The organism is Idiomarina sp. ST20R2A10, assembly GCF_051842345.1.
Taxonomy (GTDB): Bacteria; Pseudomonadota; Gammaproteobacteria; order Enterobacterales; family Alteromonadaceae; genus Idiomarina; species Idiomarina loihiensis.
In genome coordinates this window covers 45,460-62,358 of record NZ_JBNIEY010000003.1, presented here as the reverse complement: position 1 = coordinate 62,358, position 16,899 = coordinate 45,460, and the positions used below count along the sequence as shown (strand labels likewise).

18 protein-coding genes are annotated in these 16,899 nt (G+C 47.0%); 5 read left to right on the top strand and 13 right to left on the bottom strand.

Annotated features, from left to right (window positions below; all coding sequences use genetic code 11):
* Positions 1–75: 75 nt before the first annotated feature.
* Positions 76–2,466, bottom strand: coding sequence for a TonB-dependent receptor (locus tag ACP7H9_RS06090; protein ID WP_439222354.1), 2,391 nt, complete (start codon positions 2,464–2,466; stop codon positions 76–78).
* Positions 2,467–2,668: 202 nt separating this feature from the next.
* On the opposite strand from ACP7H9_RS06090, the gene ACP7H9_RS06085 reads away from it, so the two are divergent.
* Together ACP7H9_RS06085 and ACP7H9_RS06080 are read left to right on the top strand one after the other, a co-directional pair.
* Positions 2,669–3,574, top strand: coding sequence for a GGDEF domain-containing protein (locus tag ACP7H9_RS06085; protein WP_439222353.1), 906 nt, complete (start codon positions 2,669–2,671; stop codon positions 3,572–3,574).
* Entirely contained in the window at positions 3,555–4,613 is a 1,059-nt protein-coding gene (locus tag ACP7H9_RS06080; protein ID WP_439222352.1) for a helix-turn-helix transcriptional regulator, read from the top strand. The genes ACP7H9_RS06085 and ACP7H9_RS06080 overlap by 20 nt, the downstream gene beginning before the upstream one ends.
* On the opposite strand, the gene ACP7H9_RS06075 is transcribed toward ACP7H9_RS06080, so the two are convergent.
* The 9 genes from ACP7H9_RS06075 to ACP7H9_RS06035 form a co-directional block, all read right to left on the bottom strand.
* On the bottom strand, positions 4,608–5,117 hold the full coding sequence (locus ACP7H9_RS06075) for a cytochrome b (protein ID WP_011233360.1): 510 nt from the start codon (positions 5,115–5,117) through the stop codon (positions 4,608–4,610). The genes ACP7H9_RS06080 and ACP7H9_RS06075 overlap by 6 nt on opposite strands.
* Before the next feature lie 93 nt (positions 5,118–5,210).
* On the bottom strand, positions 5,211–6,554 hold the full coding sequence (locus ACP7H9_RS06070; RefSeq protein ID WP_439222351.1) for a histidine kinase dimerization/phospho-acceptor domain-containing protein: 1,344 nt from the start codon (positions 6,552–6,554) through the stop codon (positions 5,211–5,213).
* Positions 6,545–7,207 carry a response regulator gene (locus tag ACP7H9_RS06065; protein ID WP_034819167.1) on the bottom strand — a complete coding sequence of 221 codons (663 nt, stop codon included), beginning with the start codon at positions 7,205–7,207 and terminating at the stop codon, positions 6,545–6,547. The genes ACP7H9_RS06070 and ACP7H9_RS06065 overlap by 10 nt, the downstream gene beginning before the upstream one ends.
* An 8-nt stretch (positions 7,208–7,215) precedes the next feature.
* Positions 7,216–7,869 (bottom strand): tetratricopeptide repeat protein, encoded by a 654-nt coding sequence (locus ACP7H9_RS06060; RefSeq protein WP_439222350.1) that lies wholly within the window; start codon positions 7,867–7,869, stop codon positions 7,216–7,218.
* A complete protein-coding gene (locus ACP7H9_RS06055; protein ID WP_439222349.1) occupies positions 7,866–8,663 on the bottom strand; it encodes an SDR family oxidoreductase in 798 nt (265 codons plus the stop codon). Before ACP7H9_RS06055 ends, ACP7H9_RS06060 begins: the two co-directional genes overlap by 4 nt.
* On the bottom strand, positions 8,660–9,337 hold the full coding sequence (locus ACP7H9_RS06050; RefSeq protein ID WP_034819173.1) for a TenA family transcriptional regulator: 678 nt from the start codon (positions 9,335–9,337) through the stop codon (positions 8,660–8,662). Before ACP7H9_RS06050 ends, ACP7H9_RS06055 begins: the two co-directional genes overlap by 4 nt.
* A gap of 9 nt (positions 9,338–9,346) precedes the next feature.
* Positions 9,347–10,696 (bottom strand): AMP-binding protein, encoded by a 1,350-nt coding sequence (locus ACP7H9_RS06045; protein ID WP_439222348.1) that lies wholly within the window; start codon positions 10,694–10,696, stop codon positions 9,347–9,349.
* Entirely contained in the window at positions 10,687–11,289 is a 603-nt protein-coding gene (locus ACP7H9_RS06040) for a thermostable hemolysin (protein ID WP_439222347.1), read from the bottom strand. The genes ACP7H9_RS06045 and ACP7H9_RS06040 overlap by 10 nt, the downstream gene beginning before the upstream one ends.
* Positions 11,290–11,433: 144 nt before the next feature.
* Complete coding sequence (locus ACP7H9_RS06035) at positions 11,434–11,793, bottom strand: diacylglycerol kinase (protein ID WP_011233352.1); 360 nt, start codon at positions 11,791–11,793, stop codon at positions 11,434–11,436.
* A 123-nt stretch (positions 11,794–11,916) separates the two neighbouring features.
* On the opposite strand from ACP7H9_RS06035, the gene ACP7H9_RS06030 reads away from it, so the two are divergent.
* Positions 11,917–13,821 (top strand): LTA synthase family protein, encoded by a 1,905-nt coding sequence (locus tag ACP7H9_RS06030; protein ID WP_439222346.1) that lies wholly within the window; start codon positions 11,917–11,919, stop codon positions 13,819–13,821.
* Positions 13,822–13,887: 66 nt separating this feature from the next.
* Here the strand turns inward: ACP7H9_RS06030 and ACP7H9_RS06025 are convergent, their stop codons facing one another.
* A complete protein-coding gene (locus tag ACP7H9_RS06025; RefSeq protein ID WP_011233350.1) occupies positions 13,888–14,136 on the bottom strand; it encodes a hypothetical protein in 249 nt (82 codons plus the stop codon).
* Positions 14,137–14,250: 114 nt separating this feature from the next.
* On the opposite strand from ACP7H9_RS06025, the gene ACP7H9_RS06020 reads away from it, so the two are divergent.
* On the top strand, positions 14,251–14,490 hold the full coding sequence (locus ACP7H9_RS06020) for a hypothetical protein (RefSeq protein ID WP_011233349.1): 240 nt from the start codon (positions 14,251–14,253) through the stop codon (positions 14,488–14,490).
* Between the two features lie 15 nt (positions 14,491–14,505).
* On the opposite strand, the gene ACP7H9_RS06015 is transcribed toward ACP7H9_RS06020, so the two are convergent.
* Positions 14,506–14,796, bottom strand: coding sequence for a hypothetical protein (locus ACP7H9_RS06015; RefSeq protein WP_011233348.1), 291 nt, complete (start codon positions 14,794–14,796; stop codon positions 14,506–14,508).
* 408 nt (positions 14,797–15,204) lie between these two features.
* Here ACP7H9_RS06015 and ACP7H9_RS06010 point away from each other — a divergent pair, with 408 nt between their 5' ends.
* Entirely contained in the window at positions 15,205–16,014 is an 810-nt protein-coding gene (locus ACP7H9_RS06010) for a UDP-2,3-diacylglucosamine diphosphatase (RefSeq protein ID WP_011233347.1), read from the top strand.
* Positions 16,015–16,017: 3 nt separating this feature from the next.
* Here ACP7H9_RS06010 and ACP7H9_RS06005 read toward each other — a convergent pair whose 3' ends face one another.
* Positions 16,018–16,812 (bottom strand): SDR family NAD(P)-dependent oxidoreductase, encoded by a 795-nt coding sequence (locus tag ACP7H9_RS06005; RefSeq protein ID WP_011233346.1) that lies wholly within the window; start codon positions 16,810–16,812, stop codon positions 16,018–16,020.
* Between the last annotated feature and the right edge of the window lie 87 nt (positions 16,813–16,899).

Below are 16,899 nucleotides of genomic sequence, written 5' to 3'. Positions count from 1 at the left end.
GCCGGTGTAAACATAGTAGGGTTCATCGGTAATGTTGTTGGCCGCAAAGCTAAGGCTGACGTGGTCGTTAATGAGTCATTTCGCGGAAAAGTCCAGAGTCAAATTGTCGTCTTCGTAAATATCGTAACGGCTGTCTTCAACGTCACCAAGCTCAGCCAGATACTTTGACTTATAGTTCGCTGCCAAACGCAAGCTGACATCATAAACTTCGTAGCCAAGCGCAAAGTTTGCTGTGGTATCAGACTGGCTCGGCAGCGTAATGTCGCGTGATACAAGCTGACCATCGTCAATCCAGTCAACCGTTGCTTCCGAGTCAGTGAAAGTCAGGTTGGTATTGATTAAGAAGTTATCCAGCCAGTTATTAAAACCAGACACCTGATGCACAAAGTTGACTTCTAAACCGTAGACGTAAGCGTCATCACCGTTGATATAAGTGACGGCTTCATCGAAGTTTTCGTAACCCGGACGACCGGCAACATCGGCTTCATAGACAAAGTTTTTGATGTCTTTGTAAAAGGCCATGGCGGAAATAACACCCAGAGTGTCATCATAATGCTCAATACCAAAATCGAGGTTCTGCGTGGTTAATGGTTCAAGATCCGGGTTACCGAATTCAGCTTTCAGGTCGCCATCGTCATTTTCCAGGTAATAGCTGGATCTAACCTGTTCAAAGTTAGGTCTGACAAGGCCGGTGCTGTATGCCGCACGAATAATAGTGTCATTACTTAAGTCGTAGCGCGTCACCACACTAGGAAGCCAGTTTGCATCGCTGAATTTATCCGAAACTGGTGTAAAGGTTTCCAGTTCGTCGTCATAACGGTTACCGCGTCCTTCGCGCTCCTCATGTTCATACCGCGCGCCAGCAATAACCTGCCACTTACCGAAGCCCATGTCGGCCATCAGGTAACCGGCACTGATGTCTTCATCAATTTCGTAAGAGGCGATTCTCGATTCAACTTCATCCCGGAAGTTTTGTAACTCGAAGGTATTAATCATGTCCCAAAGTTTGCCGGCGGAAGCGCCGGGGCCAAATCTGTCCAGGCCATACTCAACATTTGACGACGTTTCGTAGTCAGCAAGCGTTAATCCGGTAACACCCAAGTCAGCAAAGTCTTCCATAATAAAGATGTTTTCTTCTGCGGACTTTTCGCGTTGGCTTAACTTAACACCGCCTTTAAAAGTAACCTGATAGCTGGGTTGTAACCAGTCATAAGCCACATCCAGCTTAACGTTCTTTTCAGTCTCTTCGGTGTAGGCGTCACTCACTTCCACTTCATCAATTTCATATTCTGACGCCTGATATGCAGTATCTGGCGCGTTCAGTTGCAAGCGTTTCAGACCTGAGTAGCCCAGGCCTTCGTCAAATTCCTGCGTAAACTTGGCTCCACCAATAGCAAAAGGCTGATCTTCGCTGGCTTTACTGGTACCTGCCTCCAAAGTGACATGCCAGTCATCAAATTTCTGCTTAGTGCCCAGCACAATCGCTGTAATTTCCTGGGTTTCTTTACGGTCTTTAAGCTCACGAACAATTTCGCCGCCAGCACTAGCTTCTGCGCCAATTGGATCAGAAAATTCAGTCACAATACCCTGACGAATTTCGGTATCCGCAAACTCACTGTACAGCGAGCGCAGGTAGAATTCAGAATCATCGGAAGGACGATAGTCCAGGTTTAAGGCTAAGCCGGTTCGCTCACGGGTAACCGAATAGGCGCGTTGCTCAAACTCTTCCAGGCCCGGTTCATCCAAGTCCCAGTTTCCGCCGGTTTCAACGTTGTCGGTAGTAAATGAGCGATCCTGATAACTACCGGCAAAGGCGATACCAAAACTGTCCGCTTTATCGCCGACATCAAAGGTGTTGCTGACAACACCCGAAACTTTTGGGTTCGTTTCGCTGGCCTGCTCGTTATAACCAACATCAGCAGTAAAAGAGTAGAACGAGCCCTCACGGTCAAAGGCCGTCATGCTTTGCAGTTCAATATTACCGCCAAGGCTGCCTGCTGAGATATCCGGCGTCAGGGTTTTATTAACCACAACCGATTCCAGCAAATCCGCCGGAATAACATCTAGCGCCACAGCTCGGCGTCCGGCTTCAGGAGCGGCCAGCGAGGTGCCATTGTATGAAACCGAGTTTAAATCGGGGGCTAAACCACGAATGCGAATAAAGCGTCCTTCACCCTGGTCGCGCTCTACAGATAGACCCGGAATGCGCTGCAACGCGTCACTAACGCTGTCGTCCTGCAGCTTACCCATGTCATCTTTCTTCAGAACATTGATAATACCGCCGGACTCTCGCTGCTCTTGCACTGCACGTTTTATTGAGTCGCTGTAGCCAATAGTAAGCACTTCTTCAATGCGCTTTTCTTCGGCTGTTTTATCTGTGCTCTGGTCCTGCGTTTCCTGAGCCATAAGTGGGGATGTAGCACCACATGAAACGGCAATAAGCCAAGCTAAATATGTCTTTTTCATAATCATTCAAACCCTGTCGTTTTTTGATTGATGCGACATACCTTAAAAGCAAAAAGTGACAATATGAGGATGCATATCGCCCGCTTATGAGCTCTTTTGATGCGGGTCAGTTAAGCTCAGAAAGCGAAACCGGCGTCACCAAACTGTCACAACCGGAGGTTAAAGTGTCTTTGTTCTAATGCCGAGATATGCGGAGACTTCAATGCAATTGATTAATTTACGCTATATCAGCAACTGGCGAGTTCTGCTCATTGCCGTAGTGGTTCTGCTTTGTTTGCTGCTTAGCAGTCAACTGGGTGTCGTTAAACCCTATGAAATCGTTGATCCGCTGGACATTCTTGGTGAGGGCTCGACCCTGTTCCTGACCATTTTAATTGTCATATTTATGGTTACTGACCGGCCTCGGGGTAATGTAACCAACCTCTTTTACAGCGGTGGTCTATTACTTATTTTTTCCATGACGCTGGACGTACTAGATGAATTTTTTCGCTATCCCGATGCCCTGCGGTTATTAAGCTGGCTGGAGTCCTTTCCGCTTCCGGTGGGGCTTATTATCATTAGTTTTGCCGCAGCTGAATGGCGGCGTGAAAACAAAATGCTGTCGCGACAACTTATGGTACGCGAAAAGAACCTTCGGTCTCACCAGTGGGTCGACCCTTTAACCTCGCTATACACCACCCCTTATTTTATCAAGCTGGTTGAACGGGAAATAGCGTTACAAAACAGTACTGATGCAGAGTCGACTGTATTGGTTAGCGTTAATTTCAAAAACTTCGCCCAGTATAATCATGAAATGGGTACAAAAGCCGGAGACGAACTCCTGCATCAGGCCAGCGAGTTAATGGTGTTACTGCTAAGGCCTCAGGACTGTCTGTGTCGGGAACACAGTGACCATTTTTTAATACTGCTTCCACAAACTCGCTTGTCTCGGGCGGACAGGTTAATGAAGGTTATAGCTCAGAATCTAAACTCCGAACTTGAGTTACCCAATTACATGAGTGTGGAAGTGCATACTCACCGCGTTGAAGAACTCTCGGCTGTTGATGCAATTACCGCATTACACACGCAAGTTGAGGAGATGACTCACTATGCGCCCCTGGCCAACTAACGACCAACGCCGTTTGCTTGGTAAACCCTTTATACGAGCGCTGCTGCCGCTTGCCGAGAGGCGCGGCATTTCCTCATCGGAGCTTTTCAGAGGCACGTCATTATCTGAACAGAAACTGCAGATAAACAACTTTCGGCTCACCGATCATGAAATGCTGTCGTTACTGGCGTCCGCCGAAGAAAAAATTAACGACCCGCACTTATGGCAATTGGTTGTAGAAACACTGTTCAGTGACAGACTTAATCCACTGATTGACCTGACCGTTCACGCAAAAACACTAAAGCAGGCGCTTATTCATTTGTCGCGCTTTCAAAGCCTGCTACAGCCCTTTTTATTTACCCCCACCCAACGCTTTGAAAATTACTTACAACTGGACTTTATTCCGGTTGAGGGGCTGTCAGGGAAAATGAATCAACTCTGCTATTCTGCCAATTGCAAAATTGGTGTAGCAATACTTTTAATGCTGGGCAGAGCTCGAGGCTTAGCTATTAACCAGTGGCATGTTGCTCTGCCTGATGATATTTCGCCCTTACCCACCTGGAAAAAATGGGTAAAAAAGGTGAGTTCACGCACTATTTGTGGACTCTCTATTCCGGCGGAACAGCTTCAGGAACATTCGCCTGAGCGCAACTTAGCCCAATATCATCAGGCACTTAGCTTTTGTCAGATGCAGCATCAGACACAGGCGCGAGCTTCTGTCATGCTAAGCGTTTTTAAGTGGCTGGATTATCAGCTCGAAACGGGCCATGACGCCTCGCTAACCGAGTTGGCGGCTGAAATTGGCATTAGCCTTTCCTCGTGCAAACGTCTGCTGGCCAGTCATGGCTACAGCTTTCAGCAAATATATGACCTGGTGCGTCTACACAAACTGCTGAACCTGCTGCAAAAACACCCCTACAGCAATGTCGAGCTTGCGCAGAAGCTGGGGTACAGTAACCCCAACAACTTTCGACGCGCCTGCAAACGCTGGCTGGGTATTGTCCCGGAAGAGCTGCGCCAGCAGCAATCTGCGCTATTTATTTCCAATTCAGCTTTATGATCGGGCTGCTCCCTCATCTGACAAGTAGGTAACAACAGCACCCGCAATATGCACAACAAGCAAAACCGGCAGTACGTAAAGGCCGGTAATTTTATGCACTTCTTCCGCCGGTTCGTGAACAATACTGAGAGCAGTGAGATCAAGATTAACGGTAAACCAGTCAAACACCGCCAGTCCTTCATTTTCGGTAAACAAATACAAGGGACCGGTAATAATCAATAGTGTCAGCCCGAGTAGAATCAAATAGTGAACAACTCGGGCAAATTCGTGGCGCCTATCTTGTTTTTTGTGCGCAGGGAAACCCATTTTTAAACGGTAGATTGTGCGCCAGAGCAAAAACCAGAAGGCAAAAAATCCAACGCCAATATGGGCGGCTTCGGCGTATGAGCCAGAGGCTCTGTCATTTGCAAAAAACATCATATAACCCAGAGTCAGCATGACAACCACAAAGATCACGCTGAACCAGTGGTTTATTCGCGACAAACCCGAATATCGAATATCCATAACAACTCCAAAAGGTGTTTAATGACTTGAGTATAGGCACACTACCTTAAGGAAATATTAAGCTTATGCGCTCAACGCCGGGAATACAGCCGCTTATTGATCCGTATCAAAAGTTACAATAAAACAGAACTCATCATCGATATGTCGAAAGTTAATCTGAACGCCGAGTTGCTCGGCCAAATTCTTCACAATACTCAGACCCAGTCCGGAGCCCTCAACATCTAGCTGTTTTCCGCGATAAAACCGCTCGGTAATTCGGTCAATATCAATAACATGGTCTGCAGCGACGCGGTTACAAACAAATATCTGGTTTTCGGTGACTTCGATTCCGATATGAGAACCCGGAACCGCATACTTAATAGCGTTATCCAGTGCGTTAGCAAACAAAAGATAGAGATGACTTTCATCACTTGTTTGCTGAAACACAGTGGGAAGTTGTGCATGGTAGCTCAGCCCCTTCGATTCCGCAGCGACGTACTGGTCGGCAAGTACCTGCCTGAGAACACTGGCAACATTAACTTGCTTTAGCTGTTCAGGTGGCAACTCAGCTTTAGACAACTGCAATAAGCTTTCAACCAATTTAACCAACCGTTCGGTACTGTCTAGGAGAGGCTGAAGCTCATTCTGCTGCTCTGAGGTAGCGCTCCCAAGTCGACTCTGAATCTGAGCCTTCAAACTGGCCAAAGGAGTTCTAAGCTCATGAGCTGCATCTGCGGAAAAACGCTTCTCACGTAAGAACGTTTGCTCTATACGATTTATGTAGTGATTTAAAGAACGTTTTACTAATGCAACTTCCTCTCTGTCGTTATCTTCAACAAAGGCGGTGTAGTCGTCAGCACGTTTACGCCTTAACTCACCTGCCAGACGGTTAAAGCTGGAGAAGTTCCGGTTGATGGTCCACCATCCCAACCAAAGCATAAAAGGTAAAATCAGTAATATCGGAATAACCGTATCGACGGTTAAATCCATTCTAAGTTCAGAACGAAAGCCGTCTTCCTGCAACATTAGTATTCGCTGTCCAGTTGCGTTCTCCAAGCCAAATGCATGCCAAAGTTCGTCTTTCACTCTCTTAACTGAAAAACCCGGGATAAACTCAAAAGCACTGGCATCCGGGGCGCCTTCAGTTTGCATAAGAAGCAGCTCTTCAGTGTTTTCTATCCTATAAGACAGCTTATCTTCATAGTTGTGCGCACCGATTGATTCAATGATCACCCCGGCTTCAGGCAAGCGCTCGGAATTCACGGACATAAATGCAGATAAGGTTTTTGCCTGCTGCAGCATTTCCGCATCAAAGAGTTCATCAACCTCATGGCTCACTTCAAAGTAAATCCATACTGCTGACAAGGTTGAACTGACAAGGTACAAAAGAGATACAGCGACAAGAATACGCCTACGAATAGAGTTTAGCTTGTGCCTTACATGCTTAACTAATTGCATTGCAGTCGGTAACCAATACCGCGAATAGTCTGAATCCACTCTTTATGGCCCAGCTTTTTACGTAAATTATGCACATGAACCTCCAGCGCGTTACTCTCTACCTGAGCTTCATTCTGAAACACAACCTGCTCGAGCTTGTCACGGCTGTGCACACGTTCCGGTGCGGACATTAATGCTTTCAGTAGCTCAAATTCGCGGCGGGAAAGGTTAACTGCCAGTCCTTCAACAACAACGGTATGGTTAGCGTCGTCCAAAACAATATCACCCACTTTTAACTCCGGGGAAGCATAGCCGCGCTGGCGACGAACCAGAGCGCGCAGGCGGGCAGCCAGTTCGTTCATATCGAACGGTTTGATCATATAGTCGTCAGCGCCGTTATCCAGCTGCTTTACAATTTCACTGGATTGATCTCGCGCTGTCAGAACCAATACAGGCAACGTCATACCCTTTTTTCTGAGGCTGGCCAAAACGCGGGTTCCGTCTAAATCCGGCAACCCCAAATCCAGAACAACAGCATCGTAGTGAGTTCGGTTTAGCTCGCTAATAGCCGCAGCTCCCGTGCGTACCCGCTGAACCAGGAACTGACGCTCGGACAAGCCGAGTTCCACAGCCTGTCCTAACATCGCATCATCTTCAACCAGTAACAACTCCATGCGGCCAATTACCTCTTCAACTCGTGATGAATCTTTTTCAGTAACGCCTGAACCTCTTTGCGTCGCTCCGCATCAGCTAATGGTCTTTGCTCCCGCACTTCAGCGCTCAGCGCATGCTCTGCGTATTTTCTTGCATCTGAGTACTTGCCCTGTTCATACAGATAGTCGGCGTAAAAGTAGTTAGGGTCAATACCGTCGGGGTTTATTTCCAATGCGCGTTGCAATAATTCACTGGCTTTGTCGTCGTCACCAAAACCAAACGGCCAGCCGGGAACTTTGTAATATAGCGTACCGAGACTTGCATAAGCAGAACCCTGCAAAGCTTGAGGATCAAGCTGCAATGCTCTTTGCAGAGATTTTCTCGCGTCTTTTGCCAAACCCAGAGCGCTCAACCCACCTTCAGCACCTGCCTGAGTGCTTTTAATAATACCCAGCCAAATATGCGCTTCGGCATTATCGGGCTCTTGCTCAACCCATTTTTCAGCTTGCGCCGACAGTTCTTCAAACGCTTTTAGCTGCTCGTCGCCCGCAATCTTATAATTCACTTCAGCCCAGCGTTGCTGAACGCTCAGCAACTGGCTGACTTCTTCTGCAGCAACCGGCGACAAGTAAAGCGTTACAGCTAACGCCATTGAGGTAAATAATACAGTTATTGGTTTCATAGCGATTTTTCCTTGATCAATTGGTGTAATAAAATTCGTGGCTTTTTCATACTGCGGTTAACCAGTTCCGGTAACAGCCCGTTAAGCCGGGCAAATAACTTTTCCGGCCAGCCCAGGGTTTTCAGTGGTTGTTGTTGTTCAATTTGATGAACGATTTGTTGCGCAACCCATTCCGGGGCATCCGCCGAGGTTTTCAACTGTTGGTTTAAACGACTGATAACGCCGTTATTGAGTTGCGTCTGTATTGCTCTGGGGGCGCAGTAAAGCACTCGTACGTCCTCTGGTTGCAACTCTCGCTGCAGCGCCTCACTAAACCCTCGTAGGCCAAACTTGCTGGCGCAATAAAGTGCCTGCCCCGGAAAACCAATGGCGCCAAATACAGAGCCAATATTCATGACCCAGCCATGATTTGCTCTTAGTCGAGGCAGTAGCCTATAAATAAGAGCCACGGGCACGGTTAGGTTGGTGTCGATAACACGCTGAATGTCCTCAGAGGTAGCGTCTTCAAGCAGTCCTTCATGTGTGGTTGCTGCATTATTGATAAGACCGGTAATGCGCAGGTTTTTCTGCTCAATAAACTGGTGCAAATGGCTTATTGCATCGGACGCACAGAGATCCAACACAAAACAGTCCTGCTGCAAATGCGCGGCAAGTGCAGTTAGCTCGGGCTCTGAGCGTCCTAATAATAAAAGTTTTGCTCCTTTAGCACTAAGCAGCTCGGCAAGTTGAATACCTAGCCCTCCGCATGCGCCCGTCAGTACTATGCTTTGTGATTTCCAGTTTATTTTGCTCATACACTCGCTTCCGGTTGTTCACCCGCAAGCTCCGGCAAAGCTCTGAACATATCACCATACAAGCGATAAACGTGTTTAGCGGTTTGAATAATGGCGCGCTGCGCGTCGGCGTCTTCAACTCGGTTCATCAGTTGCTCAAAAAACTGAACGTGCTCCTGATCCAGGTCTCCGTGGGACAGCAAATAACTAAAAGCTGACTCCGGCAAGCCAAGTGTGCTCTGGATTTTATGTGCGGCGGCCGTTGCCAGCTTCACGCTGGTTCCTTCCAGTACGTGTGCCATGCCAAAGAACGCCGTAGGATGCACATTGTCTATCGCGTTATAAACCAAAGACACCATGGCCTGTGTCGGTGTATGTGGCTCTGAGTTCTGCACCATATCCACATCGCCGCCAGCGGCATCGAGGTCGTTGAGTATCCAGCGCTCATGACCATATTCTTCGCCAATGTATTCAATAACCGCTTTGCGTAACCACTCATCGTTTAGCGACAGGCGGCTGCCACAGCGCATCAGCAATGGAACCGTATGCTTTACATGATGGTAAGCCTGACTTAAAAAAGCCTGATAACGAGGCAATGAAATATCGCCCTGCAATGCCTGTTGAATAGGTCTTGCGCTCAGCAAATACTGCTGTTCTGTCTGGGTCTGCTCACATAAAGTGTTAAAAAAGGACATAAAATACCTCTATAGCGTTAATAGCTCGGAATAGTCGTTAGCAATTTGATGACGACGAAGACGTCCGGTTCCGGTCAACTGTTGGTTGGCCTGAGAAAAAGGTTCAGTGATAAGAAAATACCGCTCGATTTGCGCGTAGTCAGGAAGCTGCTGATTAACCGCTTTAACACGAGCGGCAACAGAGTCGATGTTTTCAGGAGAATATAGCAGCGCGGTAATGGGTAACTCTTCCGAGCCCCAAATGGCCGCTTGTCGGATGTTGGGCTGCAGGCTCAACAGGGCTTCTGGCCACTCAGGGTCAACATTGCGCCCAAACGCCGTAATAATAATATTCTTAATACGCCCGCCAATGCGCAGGTTGCCCTCAGCATCCCATGAGCCAAGGTCGCCAGTTCTTATCCTTTTCGGATACCAGGAGTCTGGCTCACCCAGGTAACCCAGCATGCAGTTGCCGGAGACCACAACTTCGCCCTCATCAATAGTCACCTGTGCATGAGGTAGCGGTTTGCCAACCGAAGCGACAACCGGACGGTCGGGTGAGTTCAATGCGACAACAGAACAAAACTCTGACAATCCATAGCCGTGAACCAGCGGCAGGCCTAATGCCAATGCTTTTGACTCCAACGGCAGGGGTAATTTTGCGCCACCTATCGCTAACAACTTGAACTGCTGACTATCTAACAAACCTTGCTCAACACCCGATACAATAGCCGCCAACAGTGCAGGCGTTAGAATTAGGCTATCCGGTTGGTAGAGCCGTAGCGCAGCAAAAAAAGACTCTGCACAGAGTGATGATGATCCTTTCAGCCCCAGAGTTTCTGAACCAACCAGAACCACTTCATTACCTAGCCAAAGCGATAGATACACCCCGGCAATATTTTCCAGCAATACAGCAAGCGGCATCAGTACCATATGCCGCTTAACCTTCACCGCTCCCAGACGCTCCGCCAGTGCTTTCACTGTTTCCATCTGAGACGCGGCAGCAAGACAAACTCCTTTAGGTTCACCGGTTGTTCCTGAGGTATAGGTGATTTTAGCTGTCATCGACGGCAATTGCGGCGACGACAAGGTTTGCTGAACCAAATGCTGCTTCTGCTGTTCAGTAAAAAATGGTGGTACCGGGACACTGACTTTGCCCGCCCACAGCAGCGCCAGGTCATCTATAACCCAATCAATGGAGTTGGGTTTGTCGATAAGAACAACAGGGTCTGGCTGTTGCAGGTAATAGTCGCGTCGGGCGGCCACCCGACTAAGTAACGTGTGGTAAGTAATAGCCGTTTGCTCGTCACTTACAGAGAGCTGATTTGGATTACTTTTTGCGTGCGCTTGCAGTTGGTCAAAAAACTCAGTTACAGGCATGACGCAGCCCCTACTGTCGACCTGAAAACAGACGCAGGGCGTTGCTTAGTGAATAACGCATGCCCCTGGCTCAGCCAACCACCCAGAACAAACGGTGTGTGCTCATAGTAATTGCCCCATATATCGCGGACAGACTCGGGCAAAGCGTTTTTCTTAGCTTCGGCTAGAAGGGTTAATTCTATGCCTTGTCTCGCGAAATACTTTTGCAGAGCCCGGGTTGCAGTGAAGACAACAGCGGTTATTCCTCTCGACAAGAGAGAATCGATAACAGCCTGAAACAGCAAAGGTAAATAAGGCGGTGCCAGAGCGGCCATTGAACCGACTTCAGCTATCTTTTCAAGCGCTGGCATCGGCTTGTTGCCAACAGAGTATTGTTGCAATGGCTTATCGAGATAGAACTCTGAAAACAACGGCTTTTGTTCGGCAAACTGAATACCACATGCCGCAACCAGAGTGTCGTTTTCGTACAGGGCTAGCAGCACCTCGGGCAGTTGACTAAGGCAGGCATTAAAATTGAGCCAGTAGCGTTCACAGATAAATGCCTCAACCGACGACCGGTTAGCCTGTGTTGTTGTAACCCATTGGTAGCGCATGACGATTACTCCTTTTCCAGCGGACATCGCTGACAGAATCATTCATGCTGCTACTGTATGAGCGTTTACTTAAGAGAACCTTAAGGGCTATTAAGGAATAGTGGAGCGTTAGTTTGTAGAAAGTTCCTGAACATACCCAATAAATCAAAAAAACAGAATGCTAACCCAAACCACGAGCATAAACAGTAGGGCAAAAAAGACCGCTGCCGAGGCTAAATCTTTCGACCTTCCACTAAGCTCGTGGAACTCTGCCCCAACTCGGTCAACAACGGCTTCTACCGCCGAATTAAGAAGCTCAGTAATGAGTAGAATAAAAAGACTTGCAAGCAATAGCAGCCGCTCAGCCAACGATGCTTCAACGTAAAAAGCAACTGGAACCAAAATCAAACACATTAGTGCTTCCTGTCGAAAGGCCGCCTCGTACTGCCAGGCACTTTTAAGGCCTCGCAGCGAATTAAAAGTTGCGTACCAAATTCGTTCTAAGCCTTTCTTTCCCGGTTTCATTCTATCGCCCTCTTAGCCATCAACATCTTTAAATAACTTATTAAATGTTTCTTAAGGCTTACTTAAGAATGCGCTGCTAGTTTGCCTTTTATTAAGCAGCAACAAAGAACTAGTACAATATTTATGATCAAACCAATTTTACCAATTGCAGAATTATTGCGGCCAATATTTCTTTTCTTTGTTTCTGCGCTCGCTCTGCTTAGTGGATTCCGCTTTCTTCACTTCTCTCTGTACAGCAACCGTGTCAGCGAAGCTATAGGGTTAGGAGAGTTTTTCATTCTGGGCTTACGAGCCGATCTTATGCAAGTAAGCTATTTTATTATCATTCCACTTCTTGCGTTCCCACTTTTTATTCCTTTTATGAACCGATATCGAGTCCAGAGTCTCTGGTATCGTGCTGCTTTACTGTGGTTTACATTATGCTTCATCATTTTATGGTTCATGGAGATTTCAACACCGGCTTTTTTGGCTCAGTACGACACTAGACCCAACCGCTTATTCTTTGAATACCTAGAGTATCCCGCCGAAGTATTTTCCACACTATGGAACGGATTCAAAACTTGGTTAATGATAGGTGCGGCTTCTACTTTACTAACCATATACATTTTAAAGCGCATAGCCCGTATTATTGCTCAACGATTTCAACCAGAACCAATGCGCCGTCGGTATTTGTTGGGTGTTTACCCTCTTCTTCTAGTGATGGTAGTACTCGGCATCCGTTCAACACTAGCGCATCGCCCGGCTAACCCAGCATTTTTCGCGGTTACCTCTGATGCCATGGTCAATTCATTGATTCTGAATTCCACTTATACCTTAGAGTATGCACTTTACAATTTAAAACACGAATCAAAAGCAAATCTTATATATGGTGATATGAAAACCGATGAAGTTTTAACAACAGTTAAGCAGAACACTCACCTTAAAGAATATGAATTTCCTTATAAAGACTACCCCACAGTACACTTTCAGCCTGCGACACGGAAAAGTGAAAAGCCTCTTAATATTGTCATTATTTTAGAAGAAAGCCTGGGTGCGACATTTGTCGAATCACTTGGTGGCGTACCGGTAACACCTAATCTGGAGCGACTGAAATCAGATGGCTGGTGGTTTGAGCGGCTTTACGCAACAGGAACCCGTTCAGTACGCGGTATAGAGGCTGTTGTTTCAGGTTTTTTACCGACTAGAGCACGAAGCACCGTAAAACTTTCAAACTCACAGCGTCAGTTTTTTACACTTGCCGATGTTTTATCCCGGCGGGGTTATTTCACCGAGTTTATCTACGGCGGCGAGGCTCACTTTGACAATATGGCCAACTTTTTTGTCGGTAATGGCTTTCAATCGATTATCGATCAAGATGATTACAAAACACCGAATTTTACTGGGAGCTGGGGTGTTAGCGATGAAGATTTATTTAATAAACTACATCAGCGATTAGTAGTCAACACAGCTAAACACCCCACCTTCACCCTGGCTTTTAGCTCCTCTAATCACGAACCGTTTGAGTTCCCCGATAACACTATAAAGCTTCATGAGGAGCCTAAAAATACCGTGAATAATGCAGTTAAATATGCGGATTACGCACTCGGAGAGTTCTTTAGAAAAGCCAGACAAAGTGACTACTGGGATAACACCTTATTTTTGGTCGTGGCCGATCATGATACCCGGGTTTACGGTGACGACTTAATCCCGGTCAATAAATTCCACATACCAGGACTGATTTTAGGCGCAGATCTTGAACCACGAACCATTAAGTCGACGGCAAGCCAAATTGATTTGGCTCCCACATTACTCTCTTTAGCAGGTGTTTCCGCCTATTTGCCAACAGTAGGACAGGATTTAAGCCGCACAGATAAAGCTCCCGAAAACCGGGCAATGATGCAGTTTGGCGACAACTACGGCTGGTTGGAAGGTGAGACTTTAACCGTTCTTAGGGTAAATAAGCCAACTGAGCATTATCGCTATATCTCGGAAGCCGATAAGCAAGAGCCGATAGAGGATCCGCTAAACCCCGAGCAGTTAAAAAAATAAGAGCATTCGCTATGTTGCCGTCTATTTTGTATCAATCGCGAGAATATTATGTTCCTAAAGATTAGACTACTTCGGCGTACCAAACAGAATCTTGTCGGCTTGACCAGCTAACGCAATGATCATGGTCACAACCCAAACGCCCAGTATCCACCAAAAAGTTGACCAGGACATCCATGCCAGGTCTAAAAACAGCAAGTCGAAAATCCAGACAATAAATGCCGCGAATAAAATTGAAGGCAGAAATACAACGAAAAGAACGCAAAGGGCTAGAGGTATCGTGCCCAGAGTTTTCATCCAGTTTAACAAAGAGGACATAATGGCTTCAGATTAGTGAGAATGGACTGAAAATTACATTGAGTTGCGGGAGATATCAACTCACCCCGTGATTTCCCGGAAAAATCGACTACTATTTGTTCTTAGGAGGCCTTTATGACTCAAGAAGAAATCAATTCTCAGGAATGGCATGACGAAAGCAACTGGTCACGGCCTTTGTGGCTCGGCATATACTTTAGCAAGAAAGATACGCGCAGCTGGGTGCCGAAATTTTATCCAATGCTTGGCTGGACAATTAATTTAGGAAAGCGGGCTGGAGCTGCATGGTTTATCGCTATTATTGCCGGGGCACTTGCCGCAGCATTTTTTGCAGGGTGGCTAACAGCCAGCAAGTAGCCACCCCTAAACCCTTTATTTTTTAAATTGCTGACTGGCCGATTTCAGCGCCGTTGATAAAGACTCTGTTGCCGACTCAAGTCCCTTACTAACGTCAGACCATGCGTCTTTGCTGGATTTCTTAACTTCTTCCAGCTTAGTTTCTGCATCATTTCTTAACGCTTCAAGTTCACTAATTTTTTCTTCATACTTAATTTCAGACTCCGCTTCCGACTGCTTTGCTTTCGCTTTTAAGCGGTCAATCTCAGCTTTCATTTCTTCTATTTTTGCTTCGTGCTTTTTCTCAAATGCGTCTTTGTTATCCATTTAAACCTCCAAGTTTTTACCGTTACTCAGTAACTTAATTAAAATAAGCATGGTCAAAAGTCGTCGGGGAATCAAGCGCCCCTTGGTTCTCATGTATGATTACTGTAAAGATGCTTGTCCGGTTTATGGTTTTCGGGTTTCATATTCGCATTACCCAATAGACAGGGACGTCATGGCAAAAAGTAGAACAAGCACGCTAGATCGGAGTATCAGGCTCTATGAGCGTTTTAAAGATTATGCCTGGTTAATGCCTGAGCCGGTGCACAATGCTTCCTGACTTTATGCCATTCATAATAAAGCTGATCTTGTCGCAAATAGTCTGCCGATGTCACAAAAGCTTAAATGAACTGTCAACGGCGGTTCATTTAAGCAGAGGAGTATGGACGAAACCCACAGTGGGAGATCGTTATGCCTCAGGCTCGCTTGAACGCCCGAACTTTGTTTATTTCCGACGTACACCTTGGCTCTAAAGATTGCAAAGCCGAATTTCTGCTTCACCTGCTCAAACGCGTTGATATTGAGCGGTTGTATCTGGTTGGCGACATTGTCGACTTTTGGGCAATGAAACGGCAGATATTTTGGCCGGATCAGCATCATAAGGTACTTCAGCAAATACTGGCAATGGCACGTAACGGTGTCGAGGTTATCTACATTCCCGGCAACCATGACGAAGTTATGCGTAAATATCGCCATCCAGATGTGGCCAGTATTCGCATTCAACGTCAGGCTATTCATACTACCGCTGACAACAAACGTTTGCTGGTAATGCACGGCGACGCGTTTGATGCCGAAACCTGCCATAGCCGCTGGCTGTCGTTTGTTGGCGACCATCTTTATGACTTCTTACTGTGGCTTAACCGAACAACAAACCGCATTCGCAACCTGTTTGGCCACAATTACTGGTCATTGTCGGCCTACGTGAAAAGCCAAATTGGTAAAGCCGAAGAAGTCATTGGCCGCTATCGGGCGGCCTCATTCCGCGAAACTAAAAAGCGTGGTTTAGACGGTATTGTATGCGGACACATTCATCACCCAGAATTGGTTGAGTCTGACGGCTTACTGTACGCCAATACCGGTGACTGGGTGGAAAATTGCACGGCTCTGTTTGAAAACCATGACGGCGAGCTGTCGCTGATGAAATACACATTCTCGGATGCTCAGCCAGCTCGCTTAAGTCGCTTTCGTCGGCGCCGTCGCGCCTATAACAACGCGGCCTAAAGGCTAAGTTAAGGTATCGACAATACCGCCTTCGACTCGCAGCGCTGCGCCGGTAGTGGCGCTGGCCTGCGGCGATGCCACGTAAACACTCATATTAGCAACCTCTTCAGGCGTTGCTAAGCGCTGAATAATGGACGAAGGCCGGTTCTCCTGAACAAAGCGGGACTCTATTGTTTCCTGTGAAACGCCCTCTTCCTCAGCCATGTCTTTAAGCATATTAAGCACGCCTTCTGAGCGTGTGGGTCCGGGCAGTATGGCGTTAACTGTCACTTGAGTGCCGCTAAGTACTTTCGCCAACCCCCGGGAAATGGACAACAGCGCTGATTTTGTCATGCCGTAATGCACCATTTCACTAGGAATATTAATGCCCGATTCACTGGATATAAACTGAATACGCCCCCAGTCACGCTCCTTCATGCCTTTCGCATAATGGCGCGAGAGTCTCACCGCACTCATCACGTTCACATCGAAAAATTGCTGCCAGGTATCATCATCCACCTCAAAGAAGTCCTCAGGTCCGAAAATACCGACATTATTAACCAAAATATCAGTGTCTGGTTGCTGTTCAGTCAGAGTTTTACAACCTTCCGCGGTTCCAAGATCGGCTGCGACACCTTCAATGCCAGCATCAGGAGCCGCTTTTTTAATCTTGGCGATGGCTTCATCAACCCGCTGTTGAGTACGCCCGGTGATCACAACATTAGCACCAGCCTTGGCGAGCCCTTCGGCAATTGCAAAGCCAATACCGGCTGTAGAGCCAGTAATAATGGCGTGTTTTCCGTTCAGATCAATGTGCATAAGCTGCTCCTTTTTTCTGAATACCCGTGCTACATAGAAAAACGATGAACGCACGGCTTGTTAAGGAAAACATGGGACTCTTTTTAT

Bases quoted from the DNA above. Each gene is read 5' to 3' on its own strand.
- ACP7H9_RS06090 (WP_439222354.1), bottom strand. From the start codon at position 2,466: ATGAAAAAGACATATTTAGCTTGGCTTATTGCCGTTTCATGTGGTGCT.
- ACP7H9_RS06085 (WP_439222353.1), top strand. From the start codon at position 2,669: ATGCAATTGATTAATTTACGCTATATCAGCAACTGGCGAGTTCTGCTC.
- ACP7H9_RS06080 (WP_439222352.1), top strand. From the start codon at position 3,555: ATGCGCCCCTGGCCAACTAACGACCAACGCCGTTTGCTTGGTAAACCC.
- ACP7H9_RS06075 (WP_011233360.1), bottom strand. From the start codon at position 5,117: ATGGATATTCGATATTCGGGTTTGTCGCGAATAAACCACTGGTTCAGC.
- ACP7H9_RS06070 (WP_439222351.1), bottom strand. From the start codon at position 6,554: ATGCAATTAGTTAAGCATGTAAGGCACAAGCTAAACTCTATTCGTAGG.
- ACP7H9_RS06065 (WP_034819167.1), bottom strand. From the start codon at position 7,207: ATGGAGTTGTTACTGGTTGAAGATGATGCGATGTTAGGACAGGCTGTG.
- ACP7H9_RS06060 (WP_439222350.1), bottom strand. From the start codon at position 7,869: ATGAAACCAATAACTGTATTATTTACCTCAATGGCGTTAGCTGTAACG.
- ACP7H9_RS06055 (WP_439222349.1), bottom strand. From the start codon at position 8,663: ATGAGCAAAATAAACTGGAAATCACAAAGCATAGTACTGACGGGCGCA.
- ACP7H9_RS06050 (WP_034819173.1), bottom strand. From the start codon at position 9,337: ATGTCCTTTTTTAACACTTTATGTGAGCAGACCCAGACAGAACAGCAG.
- ACP7H9_RS06045 (WP_439222348.1), bottom strand. From the start codon at position 10,696: ATGCCTGTAACTGAGTTTTTTGACCAACTGCAAGCGCACGCAAAAAGT.
- ACP7H9_RS06040 (WP_439222347.1), bottom strand. From the start codon at position 11,289: ATGCGCTACCAATGGGTTACAACAACACAGGCTAACCGGTCGTCGGTT.
- ACP7H9_RS06035 (WP_011233352.1), bottom strand. From the start codon at position 11,793: ATGAAACCGGGAAAGAAAGGCTTAGAACGAATTTGGTACGCAACTTTT.
- ACP7H9_RS06030 (WP_439222346.1), top strand. From the start codon at position 11,917: ATGATCAAACCAATTTTACCAATTGCAGAATTATTGCGGCCAATATTT.
- ACP7H9_RS06025 (WP_011233350.1), bottom strand. From the start codon at position 14,136: ATGTCCTCTTTGTTAAACTGGATGAAAACTCTGGGCACGATACCTCTA.
- ACP7H9_RS06020 (WP_011233349.1), top strand. From the start codon at position 14,251: ATGACTCAAGAAGAAATCAATTCTCAGGAATGGCATGACGAAAGCAAC.
- ACP7H9_RS06015 (WP_011233348.1), bottom strand. From the start codon at position 14,796: ATGGATAACAAAGACGCATTTGAGAAAAAGCACGAAGCAAAAATAGAA.
- ACP7H9_RS06010 (WP_011233347.1), top strand. From the start codon at position 15,205: ATGCCTCAGGCTCGCTTGAACGCCCGAACTTTGTTTATTTCCGACGTA.
- ACP7H9_RS06005 (WP_011233346.1), bottom strand. From the start codon at position 16,812: ATGCACATTGATCTGAACGGAAAACACGCCATTATTACTGGCTCTACA.